The organism is Corallococcus sp. CA053C, assembly GCF_003611675.1.
Classification (GTDB): Bacteria; Myxococcota; Myxococcia; order Myxococcales; family Myxococcaceae; genus Corallococcus.
In genome coordinates, this window is the sequence record NZ_RAWA01000212.1 from 1 (window position 1) to 16142 (window position 16142).

The window sequence follows — 16142 nt, forward strand, 5'->3', positions numbered from 1 at the left end:
CCCCATGAACGCCCTCGCCCTGCTCGCGTTCGCGGCGCTGTCCGCCGCACCGTCCCCCTCCGGCAAGGCCAAGGAAGGGCCCTTCTTCCTCGCGCCCAAGGTGGGCTTCATCAAGACCACCACGTCGCTCAGCGGCGACCTCTACCTCGCCGGAGAGGTGGGCTACCTCACGCCCCTGCTGAAGCGGCGGCTCGCGCTGGTGCTGGAGGTGAACTACCACCGGCCCTCCCTGTCCGGGACGCTGCGCGGACCCCAGCTGGACAACCTGGGCCAGGCGGTGGAGCGCCCGTACACGCTCGCCGAACGCGAGGTCGCCATCCAACTGTCCGCCGTGTTCCGCTTCCCCGGCGCGCTCGGGCCGCTCACGCCCTACGCGGGCGCGGGGCCGGGCCTGTACCTGCACCGCGCGACGGTGGAGGCGTTCGAGATCACCGCGTCGGAGAGCAGCGGCGGGCTCGGCTTCCAGGCGCTCGCGGGCGCGGAGCTTCCCCTGGGGCCCGGCGGCGCCTTCGTGGAGGCGCACTACCACTTCGCTCCGGTGGACTTCCTCACCACCGGGGATGTGAACGTCGGCGGGGTGCTCGCGGCCGTGGGCTACCGCCTGCGCCTGTAGCCCCCGGCGCGCGCGTCAGGCCCGTCCCACCGGCGGGCGCAACAGGCGCAACAGGTGCTGGGCCAGCAGGTCGCGCACCGCCTGGAGCAGCGAGCCCATCAGGTGGTGCAGCGCTTCGGCCGTGTCGCCATGCGCTTCCCGCACGCGCTCGGAGCGACCGTCGAAGATGCGCAGCCGGCCGGGCACCAGCGAGATGACCGGCAGCGACGGGTGCCGCTTGCGCAGCAGGCCCAGGAACAGCGGGTGGTCCTCGTCCGGGCGGCGCAGGTCCACCACCACCAGGGCCGGCTTGTTCTCCGCGATGGAGGCGAAGGCGTCGTCCGGTTCTCCCGTGGCCGTCACCTCCACGTCCGGCTCCGCGTCCAGGAAGCGCCTGAGCAGCGTGCGTGAGGCCAGATGCGGGCTGACGACGAGGACCCGCATCAGGAGGTCCACGCCAGGCAGGAACGGCGGGCAGCGGCGGGGCAGGTCGAGCGCATGAAGAAGAACAGGTAACGCCCGAAGCGCCTCCAAAGCAACCCGACCCGCGCGCGTCGGGCATGCCGTGCCACCAGGCAGTCAATCGTTCGCGCCCGTGGCTTCTTCCAGGCAACCCGGCGACAGTGGCGCGGCGACTTCCAACCCGCTACTCCCCTCCTCGCGCAGGTCCCCTGGCGCGTTGGATCCCCATCCCGAGCATCTCACCGAGCCTCCCCCCGAGCCCGTCATCGAACCCGTGTCCCCGCCCGGCATCGAGCTGCACTACGACAGCGGCACGCTGGTGGCCCCGACGCTGCCCGAAGATGCGCGCCTGCTCGCGCTGTTCCAGAAGGACGGGCGCACGGGCGTCTTCCGCGCGCCCGCGCGCCATTACCGCGACGTCGTGATGCGCCTGCGCGAGTGCGGCCTGGCCTACGAGGACCGGGCGAAGCGCTTCGAGCCGGTGGAGCTGCCCCTCACCGTCCCCATCGAGCCGTTCCCCCACCAGCGCGCGGCGCTGGACGCGTGGACGCGCGCGGGAGGCCGCGGGCTGGTGGAGCTGCCCACCGGCGCGGGCAAGACGCTGCTCGCGGTGCTGGCCATCGCGTGGGTGAAGCGCCCCACGCTGGTGGTGGTGCCCACGCTGGACCTGATGGCGCAGTGGCAGGGCGTGCTCGCGAAGTACTTCCCCGGCCCGGTGGGCATGGTGGGCGGCGGCGTCAACGACCGACAGGCGCTCACCGTGACGACCTACGACTCCGCCGCGATGCAGATGGAGTTCACCGGCAACCGCTTCGGGCTGCTCATCTGCGACGAGTGCCACCACCTGCCCGCGCCCAGCTACCGCTTCATCGCGGAGGGCGCCCTCGCCCCGTATCGCCTGGGCCTCACCGCCACGCTCGCGCGCGCGGACGGCGGCGAGCGCGTGTGCGAGGAGCTGCTGGGGCCGCTGGTGCACCGCACCGGCATCGAGGAGCTCCAGGGCCAGTACCTGGCGCCCTACGAAGTCCGCCGCGTCGAGGTGCCGCTGACGGCCGACGAGAAGGCGCGCTACGACGAGGCGCGCGGCAGGTACCTCACCTTCGTGCGCAGGCTGGGCGTGCCCCTGGCGTCTCCGGAGGGCTGGGCGCGCTTCCTCGCGCAGAGCCAGCGCAGCGACGAGGGCCGCGCGGCCTACCGCGGCTACCGCGAGCAGCGCCGCATCGCGCTCACCTCCAGCGGCAAGCTGGACGCGCTCTGGCGCATCCTGCTGGAGCACCGCGAGGACCGCGTCATCGTCTTCACCGACGACAACGAGACCGTCTACACGCTGGCGCGGCGGCTGCTCCTGCCCGCGCTCACGCACCACACGCCGCTGCCGGAGCGCAAGGCACTGCTGGCCGCGTTCGCCAGCGCGGAGCTGCCCGTGCTGCTCACCTCGCGCGTGCTCAACGAGGGCGTGGACGTGCCCGAGGCGCGCGTGGGCGTGGTGCTCAGCGGCAGCGGCAGCGTGCGCGAACACGTGCAGCGGCTGGGCCGCATCCTGCGAAAGCGCCCCGGCAAGCGCGCCCTGCTCTACGAGGTGTGCTCCGCGCAGACGGCGGAGAGCGGCATCAGCGAGCGCCGCCGCCAGCACCGCGCCTACCAGGAGGGGCCCCCCGATGCTGACGCGTGAACTGCTCGCCTCCCGCGTGCGCGAAGGCATCCTGCGCCCGTCCTTCATCAAGGCGCACGACCCCGCCCTCCAGGCGCTCGCGAAGGAGCTGCTCGCGGACGCGGAGGCCTTCCGAGGACAGGCCCGCGACGACGTGGAGGAGGCCTTCGCCCTCAAGGCCGGCGCGTTCACCCGCCCCAAGGTCGCACGGGGCCTGGTGAAGCTCTTGATGGACCGGCTCCTCTTCGACGAGGCCGGCGAGGGCGCCTTCGAGGCGCGCTGGAAGACGCTGCTCGTGGGCGCGAGCGTGCTGCGGACGCAGCCCCTGGACTCCACGCTGGAGGCCTACGAGGCGCGGCTCTCCCAGGCCCTGGGCGCGCCGCTCGAAGCGGCCCGCGAGGCGCTGTACACGGACCTGCCCGGCAACCGGAAGCTGCTCGGCTGGGACGGAGAGGCGCTCACGCCGCAGGGGCTGTTGGACCGCTACAACCTGGCGCTCGCGCAGGGGCCGCTCCTGAACGCGCGGCGCCTCACCCTGCGCGCGCGGGCGCCGGAGTTGTTGCGCGTGCGCAAGCTCCTGCGCTGGCTGAAGTTCTGCCGGCTGGTGGCGGAGGTGCGGCGCGACGGCGAGGACTGGTCGCTGGAGGTGGAGGGCCCCGGCGCGATGCTGTCCCTCCAGAAGAAATACGGCCTGCAGCTCGCGAGCTTCCTGGCGATGGTGCCCATCCTGGAGCGCTGGGAGCTGTCCGCGGTGCTGGAGGACGCGCGCAAGCAGGCGACGCTCCAGTTGAGCCACGAGGATCCGCTGGTGTCGCCGCTGCCGGCCGCGCTGGGCCACGTGCCGCCGGAGGTGGCCGCGCTGGCCGAAGGCTTCGAGGATGCCGCGTGGGAACTGGACCTGACGCCCCGGCCGCGCCACACCGGCGCCGCGGGCCTGTGCGTGCCGGACCTCACCTTCCGCCACCGCCAGACGGGCAACGAGGTGGCGCTGGAGCTGTTCCACCCGTGGCACGCGGGGCCGCTGTCCCGGAGGCTGTCGGAGCTGCGCGCGCGCCCCGACGCGGGGCTCCTCCTGGGCGTGGACCGGGCGCTGGCGAAGGAGTCGGCGGAGCGGCAGGTGCTGGAGGAGCACCCGCAGGTGGTGCTCTTCAACGGCTTTCCCTCCGTCCGCAAGCTGCGGGAGCGGCTGGCGCGCTGGGACGACGCCAAGCCCTCCTGACGACGGGGCGGGCCCCCTTCAGCTCCGGGGTTTGAACTGCGAGGCCAGCACGCTGAGGATGCGGATGGAGCCCCGGTCCAACTGCTTCGCGCGGCGAAGCAACCGGCGCAGCTCCGCGGACTCGCCGTAGTCGGACGGAGGCTCCGCGGCCCACTTCACGTCCTGCGAGGGCTTGAGGCCGAGCGCCTCGTCCGCGGAGATGGACAGCACCACGCACAGACGCCGGAAGGTCTGGATGCTGGGCAGCATGTGGCCACGCTCCAGCCGCCCATAGACTTCACTCGCGATGCCGATGCGCTCCGCCACGTCCGCCTGGGTCAGGTTCAGGCGGGTGCGGGCGACGCGGGCCGCACCTCCGAGCCGGGATGCGAGGGTCTTTTCCATGGGGTCGTTAACCTACCGGGTTCGCCCATGTCGATATGACTTGAGAGGTTGGCTTCCAAGAACTTCCGGGGTAGGCTTGTCGCGGCACAACCTCTTGCGTTACGCCTGTCTTCACCACCCGTTGGCTTTCATGCGCGCGCATCCCGGTCCTGCCCCCAGCTTCCTCTTCGTCGACGCGGATCCGCGGGCACTCGCCGCGCTGCGAAGGCTGGCGCGCCACCTCCCCGGCCACAAGCGCTTCGCCCTGGGCATGAGCGAGGCCGTGAAGCTGATGCACGAGGCCGAGCCCTCCGTGGTGGTGAGCGGCTACGGCCTGCCGGATGGTGACGGGCTGCACCTGCTCACGTGCGTGCGCGCCCGGCATCCGGGCACCGCGTGCGCGCTGCACACCACGCATCCCCCGCCCACGCGGGGGCTGGAGGCCCGGGGCATCACCTGGATGGACCGCGCCGCGCCGCCACAGCAGGTGCTGGAGCTGCTGGCTTCCTTGGGGTGACATGGCGGGCTGAGACGGCGCCGGGGGTTCCCGTGCCGCGCGCGGGCGCACGCGTTAAGGTAATCGCCTCGCGCCATGAAGCTCTACGCCATCAGTGACCTGCACCTGCGGCACCCCGAGAACCACCAGGCGCTCGCGGCGCTCGCGCCCCGTCCGGACGACTGGCTCATCGTCGGCGGCGACGTGGGCGAAACGCTCGCGGACATGGACCTGATGCTGCGCACGCTCACCGCGCGCTTCCGCCAGGTCGTCTGGGTGCCGGGCAACCACGAGCTGTGGTCCATGCCCTCGGAACAGCCGCCGCTCCGGGGCGAGGCGCGCTACCTGCGCATGGTGGACCTGTGCCACCGCTACGGCGCGCTCACGCCGGAGGACCCCTACCCGCGCTGGCCCGGTGACGGCCCGCACCGCGTCCTCGTGCCCATGTTCCTGGGCTACGACTACACCTTCCGCCCGGACACGGTGCCGGTGGAGAAGGCGCTGGAGTGGGCGTGGGAGGACGACCTGATGTGCACGGACGAGGTGCTGCTCCACCCGGAGCCCTACCCCACCCGTCAGGCCTGGTGTCACGCGCGCGTGGAGCGGACCCGCGCGCGGCTGGAGCGACTGCCGGCGGGGTGCTCCACGGTGCTCATCAACCACTACCCGCTGCGCTACGAGCACGTGCGGCTGCCGCGCATCCCGCGCTTCTCCATCTGGTGCGGCACGCGCCTCACCGAGGACTGGCACACCCGCTACCGCGCGGAGGTGGTGGTGACGGGGCACCTGCACATGCCGGCCACCCTGTGGCGCGACGGCGTGCGCTTCGAGGAGGTGTCCCTGGGCTACCCCCAGCAGTGGCGCCACCGGGGCGGGCTGGAGCGGTGCCTGCGCGAGGTGCTCCCCGGCCCGGAGAAATCCGCCTGAGGGAGAAGGGCCCGGGAGCACACTCCCCGGTGCGTTTGACGGCGCGAAGGACGCAGGCCTCTAGTCCGCGGCATGCCCGAACCTTCCGCCGACTCCGTCGGCCCTGTGGATCTCTCCGAACGCGTTCACGTGCTGGATGCCCTGCGCGGCTTCGCGCTGGCTGGCGTCTTCATCTCCAACAGCCTCTCCTGGTTCAGCGGCCGCATCCTGCTGCCCCGCGAGCAGTCCCTGGCCCTGGCCGCGCCCCTGCTGGACACGGTGGTGAGTTCGCTCTACTCGCTCTTCATCGACCAGAAGTTCATCACCCTCTTCTCGTTCCTCTTCGGGCTGGGCTTCTCGCTGCAGATGACGCGCGCGGAGTCGCGGGGGGTGTCCATCGTGCCGTTGTACCGGCGGCGGCTGGTGGTGCTGCTGGGCATTGGCGCCGTGCACATGTTCGCGCTGTGGGTGGGCGACATCCTGAGCACGTACGCGCTGCTGGGCTTCGTGCTGCTGCTGTTCCGCAAGCGAACGGACCGGACGCTGCTCACGTGGGCGCTGGTGCTCTACCTCGTCATGCCCCCCGTCATCATGGCCGTGCAGACCTTCGGGCCGGTCCTGGTGTACGGCGAGGAGGAGACGGCCCGGGCCGCGAAGGTCGTGCGCGACGAGGAGGCGGCGAACCGCACGGCGTTCCTCGCGGGCCTGGCGAGCGACTCGGTGGTGACGTCGCAGCAGGCCAACCTGCGCTTCGGCGTGCAGGGCTTCAGCAACCCCAACCGCCTGCTGTGGCTGTGCATCATCCTGGGCCGCTTCCTGCTGGGCATGTGGGCCGGACGTCAGCGGCTGATGCAGGACGTGGAGCGGCACCGCAAGCTGCTGCGGCGGTTGGTGGCCTGGGGGCTGACGGCGGGCGGCGCCCTGGGCGGCGCGGCGCTGGCGGTGAACCTGTCGCACCGGGGCATGGCGGGGTGGCCTCCCGCCAACCCGCCCCTGTGGATGGTGGTGATGCGGCTGCTGCGGGAGCCGGGCTTCCTCGTCATGGGCGCGGCCTACGCGGCGGCCTTCGCGCTGCTCTTCCAGAAGGAGCGCTGGAGGAAGGCGCTGAGCGTGTTCGCGCCCGCGGGCCGCATGGCCCTGACGCTGTACCTGATGCAGACGGTGGTGAGCCTGTGGCTGTACGACGGCTGGGGCCTGGGGCTCGTGGGCCACCTGCCGGCGTCCACCTGCGCGCTGCTCACGGTGGTCGTCTTCGCGGTGCAGGTGGGCTTGAGCCACCTGTGGCTCGCGCGCTTCCGCTTCGGCCCGGTGGAGTGGCTGTGGCGCTCGCTCACCTACGGCCGCGCCCAGCCCATGCGGCTGGCATCCCCCAGCCCGGCGGGCGCGACGCACTGACACGGACCTTCCGGAAGCCGCGGGGCTCCGGGGAAAAAAGAAACCCCGGGCCCCGCGAGGAAGCGGGAGCCCGGGGCTGTGAGTCAGGACAGCGGTCGCGGATTACAGCGTCTTGTAGGACGCCGCGAACACGGTCTTGATGTAGCCGTCGACCTCGGTGTCCACCAGGCTGGGGACGCCGACGATCGTGATGTAGTACTTGCCGGCCGGGATGTTGCGCAGGATGACGCTCTCCGTCGCGCTCTCCTTCACGCCACGGCCCAGGTAGCTGAACTGCGTGGGAGCGGAGGCGGCCTGCACGTAGACGTCCGCGTTGCCCTCACCCTCGCCCAGGGCGACGGACAGGGTGTTGATGCCGGAGTTCACCTTGAACTCGGGCACGTCGATGATGAAGGTGCGGCTGGAGCCGGGCACGCCCGAGAGGTCCTCGATGCGGGTCTCGTTGCCGATCTTCACGAAGCCACCCTTCCAGGTCACGGACAGCGACGTGTTCGTGTAGGAGGTGAAGCCCTTGATCATCACGTACCAGACGGCCTCGGTCCCGGCGGACGGGAAGGCGCAGACCTCGCTGTTGCCGGACTTGTACGGACGGCAGTCGTACAGCGAATCCGTGGGGGCGTTGGCGCGACGGACGTAGAGGTCCGCGTCACCCGTGCCACCGGACAGCGTGAAGGTCACGTCCGTGGCGCCCTCGGGGATCGTCACCGAGTAGTACTGCTTGCTGCCGGAGGAGCCGTTGATGCCCGTGACGGGCACGCCCTTCTCGATGGGCGTGGTGACCGGGGGAGGAACCGGCACGCCGACGCCGACGGCCTTCCACGCGTTGCCCACCGAGGCGATCTCCGCCGCGCTGAAGCCCAGCTGGGTCGCGGCCTGCTCCGACGCGGTCTTCGCCGCCTCGAAGTTGGACGACGCCACCAGGAGGTCCACGTTGATCTTGTAGAAGACCTTCGCGGCCTTCTCGAAGCCGATGCCCGTGACGACCTGGGTCGTCTTGGCGCGCGGGTGCGTACCACCCTGCGACATCAGGTAGAACGCCAGGTTGGAGATACCCGAGCTGTAGTGCACGTCCACGCCGGAGGAGTAGTCCGGGTAGTAGTCGAGCGAGTCCCCGTCCAGCGTGGGGTTGTTCATGTAGCGCAGGCCGTCACCCGGGATGCTCGGCGTCCAGACGTCGTCGCCGACGATCCAGGTGCCCGCGTCGATGACCTTGCCCTTGCCGTACCACTCGCACACCGCTCCGAAGATGTCGGAGAGGGACTCGTTGAGGCCACCGGACTCACCGGAGTAGGTGAGGTTGGACTCGGACGAGGTCACCGCGTGCGTCAGCTCGTGCGCCGTCACGTCCAGCGAGTTCGCCAGGTTGGAGGCGTTCACGCCGTCGCCATCGCCGTACACCATCTGGACGTTGTTCCAGTAGGCGTTGACGTAGTTGGTGCTGTAGTGCACCGAGCTCTTCAGGATGGCGCCCGCGTTGTCGTACGAATCGCGGCCGAACAGGCTGTTGTAGCAGTTGTAGACGGTGCCGAGGTGGTCGTAGTTGTTGTTGACCACCACGTCGGCGTGCGCGGGCTCGCCCTCGAAGCGCGCCTTCGTGCCGGGCAGCGTCGTGCCGTGCTTCAGGTCATAGAGCTGACGGTTGAGCGCGGAGTGGATGTGCGGGATGCGCTCGAAGACGTCGCCCGTCTTGGCGTTCACCAGCACGGAGTCGTCAACCGGCGTCGTGTCCTTCAGCTCGCCCGTGACGCGAACTTCGTACGCCAGGATGAGCTCGTTGCCGGAGCGGTAGTACACCAGCTGGGGCTCGCCCTCGGAGGACGCGCGCTCGGGGGAGCCGCGGTCGCCCGTCGCCGCGGCGATGGCCGCCTCGGGGGCGATGGAGGCCTTGGCCTCACCCTTCAGGTCGCCACGGGCGTTTGTGTTCACCGCGAACACGGTGCCGTTGCGGGCGTGCAGGCGCACTTCCGCGTCACGCACCAGGATGCCGTTGTGGCTCACGCCGTAACGGAAGTGGGTGTCGCCGTCGAAGCCGACGTAGGCCTTCTTCAGGAACAGGTCGCTCGGATCGAGGCGGAACATCGGCGCCACGCCCGCGAGCACCGGGGCCAGCTGCTGCTGCGCAGCGATGCCCTGGATGGCCGACGGCGCGGGAACGGAACCAAAGGAACCGGTGACGAAGGTGGGGACCGCGTCCGTGTCGGCCGCGATCACATTCTGACCCGCCGACAGATTGGCGGTCGCCTTCTGGAGGTTGGCCTCCTCCTTGTTCGCAGCAGGAGCGCCATCGGTGCAGGCGCCAACCATCAGGGACAGGGCTGCGGCACCCAGAGCGCCGCGTACTCGCTTCTCGTACATTGTAATCCTCCTAAGTGGAAAGATTCGAGAACACTGTGTCACAGGAGAGGCGCGCATTTCAAGTACAGGCGAGAATTTTACGGATACGGTGCTTCTCAAGAATTGAGAGTTCTCGCAACTGCTTGAAATGACGGGAGGAACCCACGCAGACCGGGAAAGCGGGGCAATGCTTCAAACTGGTAAGACGGGGCCTTCGTGTTTGAAGCACCTGTCAGTGGATGCGTGCATTGAGTGAACGCCGGGGAGAATTTGCCGTCGCATTTATTCCCGACCCGGGTGGGTCCCGGTCCACTGCCGGCTGGCACGGGGGGTGAAAGGACGGCCAGCGGCGGGGGTCGCGCTGGGCTATCAGGGAGGAAGGCTCCCCCTGGCGCGATGCCGTGACGTGCGCCGAAGGGACTCGAAGGGACTCCTTGTGAAGAAGCCGCCCGCTTCCCCCCCGCCGCCGCGCCTCCGCGAGGAAGACGCGGGCGCGAAGACGTTCCTGGAGCGCTTCCCGGTGGTGGGGATTGGCGCCTCCGCGGGCGGCCTGCCGGCCATCCTGGCCCTGCTGGAGCACCTGCCTCCTCGGACGGGGATGGCGTTCGTGTTCGTGCAGCACCTGTCCCCCGAGCACGAAAGCGCCCTGCCGGAGCTGCTGGGCCGGGGGACGGCGATGCCGGTGGTGGAGGCCTCCGAGGGCCTCACGCTCACGCCTGATCATCTCTACGTCAACCCGCCGGGCGTCAGCCTGACGCTGGAGCACGGGGCGCTGCACCTGGGGCCACCACAGAGCTCGCCGCAGGGGCTGAGGCTCATCGACGACTTCCTGGCGTCGCTCGCGGAGCAGGCGCCGGGCCGGGCCATCGGCGTCATCCTCTCCGGCACGGGCTCCGACGGCACCCGGGGGCTGCGGGCCGTGCGCGAGGCGGGCGGCACCACCCTGGCCCAGGAGCCGACGTCCGCGCACTTCGACGGCATGCCCCGGAGCGCCATCGCGGCGGGCTGCGTGGATCACATCCTGCCGCCCGAGGGCATGGCGGTGACCCTCGCGCAGCTCGCCCACCTGGGCACGCTCGCGCCCCAGGCCCGCGCGGCTCCGGACGCGGCCGCGTCCCCGGCGCTTCCGGAGGAGGGGCTGCAGCGGGTCTTCCGGTTGCTGCGCGAAGGCATGGGCGTGGACTTCACGCACTACAAGCCCAGCACCATCCACCGACGGCTGGAGCGACGGATGCTCCTGTGCAAGGTGGAGGACCTGGACACCTATGTCCGCTACCTGGAGGCGCACCCGGAGGAGCTGGACCTGCTCCACCAGGACCTGCTCATCCATGTCACCAGCTTCTTCCGGGACCCCGCCACCTTCGAAGCGCTCCAGCAGAGGGTCTTCCCGGAGCTCTTCCAGGGCCGCCCGCACGACCTGCCCTTCCGCATCTGGGTCCCCGGCTGCTCCACGGGCGAGGAGGTCTACTCGCTCGTCATGTGCCTGATGGAGTACCTGGGCGCCGCGGCCACGGGCCACTCCCTCCAGGTGTTCGCGACGGACGTGAGCGCGACGGCCATCGAGCAGGCGCGCGCCGCCGTCTACCCGGAGGCCAGCGTCTCCGGCCTGTCGCCCGAGCGCCTGCGCCGCTTCTTCGTGAAGACGGAGGGCGGCTATCAGATCCACAAGTCGCTGCGGAACGTCTGCGTCTTCGCGCAGCAGAACCTGGTGAGCGACCCGCCCTTCTCGCGGATGGACCTCATCAGCTGCCGCAACGTGCTCATCTACCTGGGCCCGGTGCTGCAGAAGAAGATCCTGCCCGTCTTCCACTACGCCCTGCGCCCGGGTGGGTTCCTGATGCTGGGCACGTCGGAGACGGTGGGCGCTTCCGCGGACCTGTTCTCCCTGGTGGACAAGCGCAACAAGCTCTACCGGAAGAAGAACACCTCGCCCCCGCCGAACCTCACCTTCACCTATCGGGAGTCCCCGGCGGAGCGGCCCTCCAGCGCGCGGCGCAAGCTGGAGCCCGGGGCCGCGGACCTGGATGCGCAGCAGGAAGCGGACCGGCTGGTGCTCGCCCGCTACGGGCCCCCGGGCGTCATCGTCAACGAGGACCTGGAGATCCTCCACTTCCGGGGCCACACCGGGCCCTACCTCGAACCGCTCCCGGGGGTCGCGAGCCTCAACCTCATCAGGATGGCGCGCGAGGGGCTGTCGCTGGAGCTGAGAGCGGCCCTGCACCGGGCGAAGAAGGGCGACAGCCGGGTGCGCAAGGAGGGGCTGACGCTGTCGGAGGGGGCCCGGCAGCGCAAGGTCAACCTGGAGGTGCACCCGCTGCGCGCCGTGCATGCGGGGAAGGAGCACTGCTTCCTCGTGCTCTTCGAGGAGGCGCATGAGGCCGCCCCGGCCCCGGAGCGCGAGGGCCACGCCTCCGCGCCCGACGGACGCGAGGGCGAGCACCGGCGCGAGGCGGAGTGGCTGCGCGAAGAGCTGCTCATGACGCAGGAGCACCTGCAGACGGTCACGGAGGAGCAGGAGGCCACGTACGAGGAGCTGCGCTCCGCCACCGAGGAGCTGCAATCCAGCAACGAGGAGCTGCAGTCCACCAACGAGGAGCTGGAGACCGCCAAGGAGGAGTTGCAGTCCACCAACGAGGAGCTGACCACCGTCAACGAGGAGCTGCAGAACCGCAACCTCGAGCTCAGCCAGCTCAACAGCGACCTGAGCAACCTGATTGGCAGCACCCACATCGCCACCGTGATGTTGGGCAACGACCACCGCATCCGCCGCTTCACCCCCATGGCGGAGGAGGTGCTGAAGCTCTCGCCCTCGGACATCGGCCGCCCCCTGCGCGACGTGAAGCTGGCCCTTCCGCTGCCGGACCTGGATGCCGCCGTGGCCGAGGTCACCGAGCGGCTGAGCATCATCGAGCAGGAGGTGCGCGACAGCACCGGGCACTGGTATTCGCTGCGCCTGCGCCCCTACAAGTCATTGGACAACAAGATTGAAGGCGCGGTGATGACGCTGCTGGACATCGACCGGCTCAAGGCCAGCCTCGATGAGTCCCGAAGGTCCCGGGAATATGCCAAGGCCATCGTGGAGACGATGCGCGAGCCCTTCCTGGTGCTGGACGCGGGCCTGCGCGTCATCAACGTCAACCCCGCCTTCTATTCCACCTTCCAGGTGAGCGAGGAGCAGACCCTGGGGCACCCGCTCTACACGCTCGGCAATGGCCAGTGGAACATCCCCCAGCTGCGCCACCTGCTGGAGGAGATCCTGCCCTTGAACAAACACTTGCGGGACTTCGTGATGGAGCACGATTTCGACACCATCGGGCACCGGCGCATGCTGCTCAATGCTCGCCAGCTCTCCAGCGAGACGGCGGGGGTGCCGTACATGTTGCTTTCCATTGAGGATATAACCCGGAGGACCTGAGCACCTGGGAGGGCCCTCCGCTGGAGGGTTCCCCGCCCGGAAGGGCTCCAGGTGCGTCTGATTGTCGTGGGGGAGTCCATGGATGGGCGGCGTAGCGGGATGACACGGGCGGACCTCACACAGGCGATGCAGGCATTGGAGAACAACCCCAGCGCCCCGGACGAGCTGCGCGGCCTGCTGCGGGAGCTGCAGCGCCACCAGCTGGAGCTGGAGATGCAGAACCGCGAGCTGCAGGAGGCCCAGCAGGCATTGGAGGAATCCCGCAACCGCTACATGGAGCTGTATGACTTCGCACCCATGGCCTGCGTGAGCCTGGATGCGAAGGCCTGCATCCAGGATCTCAACCTCACGGGCGCGGGCCTGCTGGGACAGGACCGCACGCACCTCCAGGGGATGCCGTTCACGCCCTTCGTGGACCCGGCCGACCTGGGCCGCTTCTTCGCCCACGTGCGCCAGTGCATCGACGGGGAGACGGTGAGCACGGAGTTGCGGCTGCGCATCGCGCGGAGGCGGATTGAAGTCCGGCTCCACAGCGCGCCGCTCGAGGACGGGAGGCTCCCGGGGCGCATGTGCCGGACCGCCATCATCGACATCACCGAGCTGCGGCAGATGCAGGTGCGCCTGAGCATGTCCGAGCGCCTGGCGGTGGTCGGCACGCTCGCGGCGGGGATCGCCCACGAGGTCAACAACCCGCTGGCCTTCCTCATGGGCAGCCTGAGCCTGGCCACGCACGCGCTGCGGGCCCCGGCACCGGCGACGGTGGATGCGGAGCTGCTCGCCTTCACGCGCCACCACACCGGCGCGACGCAGGCGCTCGAAGCCCTGTCCCATGCGCAGGCCGGGGCCGAGCGCATCCAGGACATCGTCAAGGACCTGGGCACCTTCGCGCGCCCCAGCACCTCGCAGGGCCACGGCGTCGACGTGGAGCAGGTGCTGGAGCTGGCCCTGAAGATGGCCACGGTGGAGATCCGCCACCGGGCCCACGTCGTGCGGGACTACGTGAAGGTGCCGGAGGTCGTCGCCGACAGCGCCCGCCTGGGCCAGGTCTTCCTCAACCTGCTGGTGAACGCGGCCCAGGCCATTCCGGAGGGGATGGCCTCCCGCCATGAGATCCGCGTGCGCCTCCGGGCTTCCGACGAGGGCGTGCTCGTGCAGTTCCAGGACACGGGCGAGGGCATCGCGCCGGATGTCCTGGAGCACATCTTCGACCCCTTCTTCACCACGAAGCGGCTGGGCCAGGGCCTGGGGCTGGGGCTCGCCATCAGCCACAGCCTGGTCGCCCAGATGAATGGGAGCATCAGCGTGGAGAGCACGCCCGGCCGGGGCAGCACCTTCACCGTCCAGCTCCCGGCGTCCTCGGCGCCGCGAGCGCCCCCCGTGGAGCGCGCCCCGACGGCCCCTTCCGTGACACCCCGGCGCGGGAGGATCCTCATCGTGGATGACGAGCGGTCGTTCGGGGTGACCCTCCGCCTGCTGCTGATGGACCTCCACGAGGTGGTCTACACCCCCCGCGCGAAGGAGGCCCTGGAGTGGATCCGCGAGGGGCAGCGCTACGACGCCATCCTCTGCGACCTGATGATGGCGGAGGTGACGGGGCGGCAGTTCCACGAGGCGCTCCGCGTGCAGTCCCCCGAACAGGCCCTGCGCATCATCTTCATGACGGGAGGCGCCTACACCCCCAGCTCCCGGGAGTTCGTGGAGCAGACGAACCAACCCCTCATCACCAAGCCCTTCAAGCGCGAGACACTCGACACGCTGCTGGTCCCCCTGCTTCCGCGCGCATGAACTAGCGTCCGCGGCCGGGAGGCGACACATGCGCGCGTTGCAGCTTCAGAAGCTCACGGGGCCCGAGGGCCTGGTGCTGGTGGACGTACCGGAGCCGGAGGCCGGGGACGGGGTGCTCATCGACGTGGTGGCGGCCGGGGTGAGCTTCCCGGACCTGCTGCTCACCCACGGCCAGTACCAGATGAAGCCGGAGGTGCCCTTCGTGCCGGGGGTGGAGGTCGCGGGCGTGGTGCGGTCCGCGCCTGCGGCAAGCCGGCTGAAGGCCGGGGACCGGGTGATGGGGTTCTCCTTCACGCTGGGCGGCTTCGCGGAGGCCTGCGTGGTGGCGCCGGAGCTGGCCTTCCCCATCCCCGCGGCGTGGAGCTTCGAGCAGGCCGCGGGCGTGGTGATGAACTACCACACGGCGCACTTCGCGCTGCACCGGCGGGGCCGGCTCCAGGCGGGCGAGACGGTGGTGGTGCACGGCGCGGCCGGCGGCGTGGGAACGGCGGCGGTGCAGGTGGCGAAGGGCGCCGGGGCGCGCGTGGTGGCGGTGGTGAGCGACGAGCGCAAGGCGGAGGTGGCGAAGCGCGCGGGCGCGGACGTCGCGCTCCTCTCCAAGGACTGGCAGGCGGGCGTGCGCGAGGCCACGGACGGCCGGGGCGCGGACGTGGTGTTGGATCCGGTGGGTGGGGACGTCTTCGACAAGAGCCTCAAGGTGCTCGCGCCCGAGGGCCGGCTCTTGGTGGTGGGCTTCGCGAGCGGACAGATTCCGTCGGTGGCGGTGAACCGGCTGCTCTTGCGCAACGTCTCCGTGGTGGGCGTGGCATGGGGGGCCTTCCTCATGCAGGCGCCGGAGCTGACGGCCACCATCGCGAAGGACCTGGACGCGCTCGCGGCGCGCGGCATCGTCCACCCCGTGGTGGGCAGCGTCTTCCCCCTGGAGGAAGGCGCGAAGGCGCTGCGCGAGCTGGAGTCGCGCACGGCCGTGGGCAAGGTCGTCCTGCGTGTGAAGGCCGGCTGAACCCGGCCGGGCGGACTTCAGCCCAGCTTGGAAGGCATACCCGCCTCGCGCTCCAGCACATCGGCGGCGCGGGCGTCGCGGGGCAGGCCGAAGCGGGCGCGCGAGTGCATCAGCAGCTGGCCCGCGTAGACGCTGTCCGCCAGCGCCTCCGCGTAGCGGCCGTGGGCCTCGCACAGGCGGGCCCGCTCATCCACCAGGCGGGCGAGGATGCGCGCCTGCTCCGGGTGGGTGAAGAGGCCGACGACGGAGCGGGCATCGAAGCGCGAGAGCGTGTCGTACTCCATGCCCAGCGACGCCGTGCACGCGCCCCGGATGTGCTCCAGGCACGCGTCCCAGGAGGCCCGGGTGCGGATGATGTCCGGCACCGAGCGACCAAGCTCCCGGACGGCGTTGAGCAGGAAGGCGTGTCGTAGGACGGGCATCCGGATTTCCACTACAGCCCAGCCGGCGCGAATCATCCAGGCGCTCCGCGCGGGCCCTGCACGGCCCCGGGCATCCCCCGTCCTCCCCAGGGTCCCCTC

The 16142-nt window shown here is 70.4% G+C and carries 13 protein-coding genes; 9 read left to right on the top strand and 4 right to left on the bottom strand.

The window, feature by feature from the left end:
- Positions 1-613, top strand: a 613-nt coding sequence (locus D7V97_RS25365; RefSeq protein ID WP_233583190.1) for an outer membrane beta-barrel protein, incomplete at its 5' end; no start/stop codon positions are given.
- A 15-nt stretch (positions 614-628) separates the two neighbouring features.
- Here the strand turns inward: D7V97_RS25365 and D7V97_RS25370 are convergent.
- Complete coding sequence (locus D7V97_RS25370) at positions 629-1039, bottom strand: response regulator transcription factor (protein ID WP_120613224.1); 411 nt, start codon at positions 1037-1039, stop codon at positions 629-631.
- 289 nt (positions 1040-1328) lie between these two features.
- Here D7V97_RS25370 and D7V97_RS25375 point away from each other — a divergent pair, with 289 nt between their 5' ends.
- Complete coding sequence (locus D7V97_RS25375; protein WP_233583192.1) at positions 1329-2726, top strand: DEAD/DEAH box helicase family protein; 1398 nt, start codon at positions 1329-1331, stop codon at positions 2724-2726.
- Entirely contained in the window at positions 2713-3924 is a 1212-nt protein-coding gene (locus D7V97_RS25380; protein WP_120613226.1) for a DUF790 family protein, read from the top strand. Before D7V97_RS25375 ends, D7V97_RS25380 begins: the two co-directional genes overlap by 14 nt.
- 18 nt (positions 3925-3942) lie before the next feature.
- Here the strand turns inward: D7V97_RS25380 and D7V97_RS25385 are convergent, their stop codons facing one another.
- Entirely contained in the window at positions 3943-4308 is a 366-nt protein-coding gene (locus D7V97_RS25385; protein ID WP_120528580.1) for a helix-turn-helix transcriptional regulator, read from the bottom strand.
- A gap of 130 nt (positions 4309-4438) precedes the next feature.
- Between D7V97_RS25385 and D7V97_RS25390 the strand changes: the two genes are divergently transcribed.
- The 3 genes from D7V97_RS25390 to D7V97_RS25400 all read left to right on the top strand — a co-directional run bounded on the left by D7V97_RS25390 (position 4439) and on the right by D7V97_RS25400 (position 7084).
- A complete protein-coding gene (locus D7V97_RS25390) occupies positions 4439-4804 on the top strand; it encodes a response regulator transcription factor (RefSeq protein WP_120613215.1) in 366 nt (121 codons plus the stop codon).
- 75 nt (positions 4805-4879) lie between these two features.
- Positions 4880-5710, top strand: coding sequence for a metallophosphoesterase (locus tag D7V97_RS25395; RefSeq protein ID WP_120613216.1), 831 nt, complete (start codon positions 4880-4882; stop codon positions 5708-5710).
- Positions 5711-5782: 72 nt separating this feature from the next.
- Complete coding sequence (locus tag D7V97_RS25400; RefSeq protein ID WP_120613217.1) at positions 5783-7084, top strand: DUF418 domain-containing protein; 1302 nt, start codon at positions 5783-5785, stop codon at positions 7082-7084.
- Positions 7085-7186: 102 nt separating this feature from the next.
- On the opposite strand, the gene D7V97_RS25405 is transcribed toward D7V97_RS25400, so the two are convergent.
- On the bottom strand, positions 7187-9439 hold the full coding sequence (locus D7V97_RS25405; protein WP_120613218.1) for a M4 family metallopeptidase: 2253 nt from the start codon (positions 9437-9439) through the stop codon (positions 7187-7189).
- A gap of 415 nt (positions 9440-9854) precedes the next feature.
- Between D7V97_RS25405 and D7V97_RS25410 the strand changes: the two genes are divergently transcribed.
- From D7V97_RS25410 to D7V97_RS25420, 3 genes are all read left to right on the top strand, one after another.
- Positions 9855-12833, top strand: coding sequence for a chemotaxis protein CheB (locus D7V97_RS25410; RefSeq protein WP_147444975.1), 2979 nt, complete (start codon positions 9855-9857; stop codon positions 12831-12833).
- Between the two features lie 99 nt (positions 12834-12932).
- The gene (locus D7V97_RS25415) at positions 12933-14618 is read left to right on the top strand and encodes an ATP-binding protein (protein WP_158623455.1); all 1686 of its coding nucleotides are present in this window, start codon (positions 12933-12935) and stop codon (positions 14616-14618) included.
- Positions 14619-14646: 28 nt separating this feature from the next.
- Positions 14647-15621: an NADPH:quinone oxidoreductase family protein gene (locus tag D7V97_RS25420; protein WP_120613221.1), complete on the top strand. Its 975-nt coding sequence runs from the start codon at positions 14647-14649 to the stop codon at positions 15619-15621.
- A gap of 17 nt (positions 15622-15638) precedes the next feature.
- On the opposite strand, the gene D7V97_RS25425 is transcribed toward D7V97_RS25420, so the two are convergent.
- Entirely contained in the window at positions 15639-16043 is a 405-nt protein-coding gene (locus tag D7V97_RS25425) for a hypothetical protein (protein WP_120613222.1), read from the bottom strand.
- Positions 16044-16142: the final 99 nt, after the last annotated feature.

Excerpts from the sequence above, each read along its gene's own strand:
- D7V97_RS25415 (WP_158623455.1), top strand. The coding sequence starts at position 12,933 with ATGACACGGGCGGACCTCACACAGGCGATGCAGGCATTGGAGAACAAC.
- D7V97_RS25420 (WP_120613221.1), top strand. The coding sequence starts at position 14,647 with ATGCGCGCGTTGCAGCTTCAGAAGCTCACGGGGCCCGAGGGCCTGGTG.
- D7V97_RS25390 (WP_120613215.1), top strand. The coding sequence starts at position 4,439 with ATGCGCGCGCATCCCGGTCCTGCCCCCAGCTTCCTCTTCGTCGACGCG.
- D7V97_RS25380 (WP_120613226.1), top strand. The coding sequence starts at position 2,713 with ATGCTGACGCGTGAACTGCTCGCCTCCCGCGTGCGCGAAGGCATCCTG.
- D7V97_RS25395 (WP_120613216.1), top strand. The coding sequence starts at position 4,880 with ATGAAGCTCTACGCCATCAGTGACCTGCACCTGCGGCACCCCGAGAAC.
- D7V97_RS25405 (WP_120613218.1), bottom strand. The coding sequence starts at position 9,439 with ATGTACGAGAAGCGAGTACGCGGCGCTCTGGGTGCCGCAGCCCTGTCC.
- D7V97_RS25425 (WP_120613222.1), bottom strand. The coding sequence starts at position 16,043 with ATGCCCGTCCTACGACACGCCTTCCTGCTCAACGCCGTCCGGGAGCTT.
- D7V97_RS25385 (WP_120528580.1), bottom strand. The coding sequence starts at position 4,308 with ATGGAAAAGACCCTCGCATCCCGGCTCGGAGGTGCGGCCCGCGTCGCC.
- D7V97_RS25400 (WP_120613217.1), top strand. The coding sequence starts at position 5,783 with ATGCCCGAACCTTCCGCCGACTCCGTCGGCCCTGTGGATCTCTCCGAA.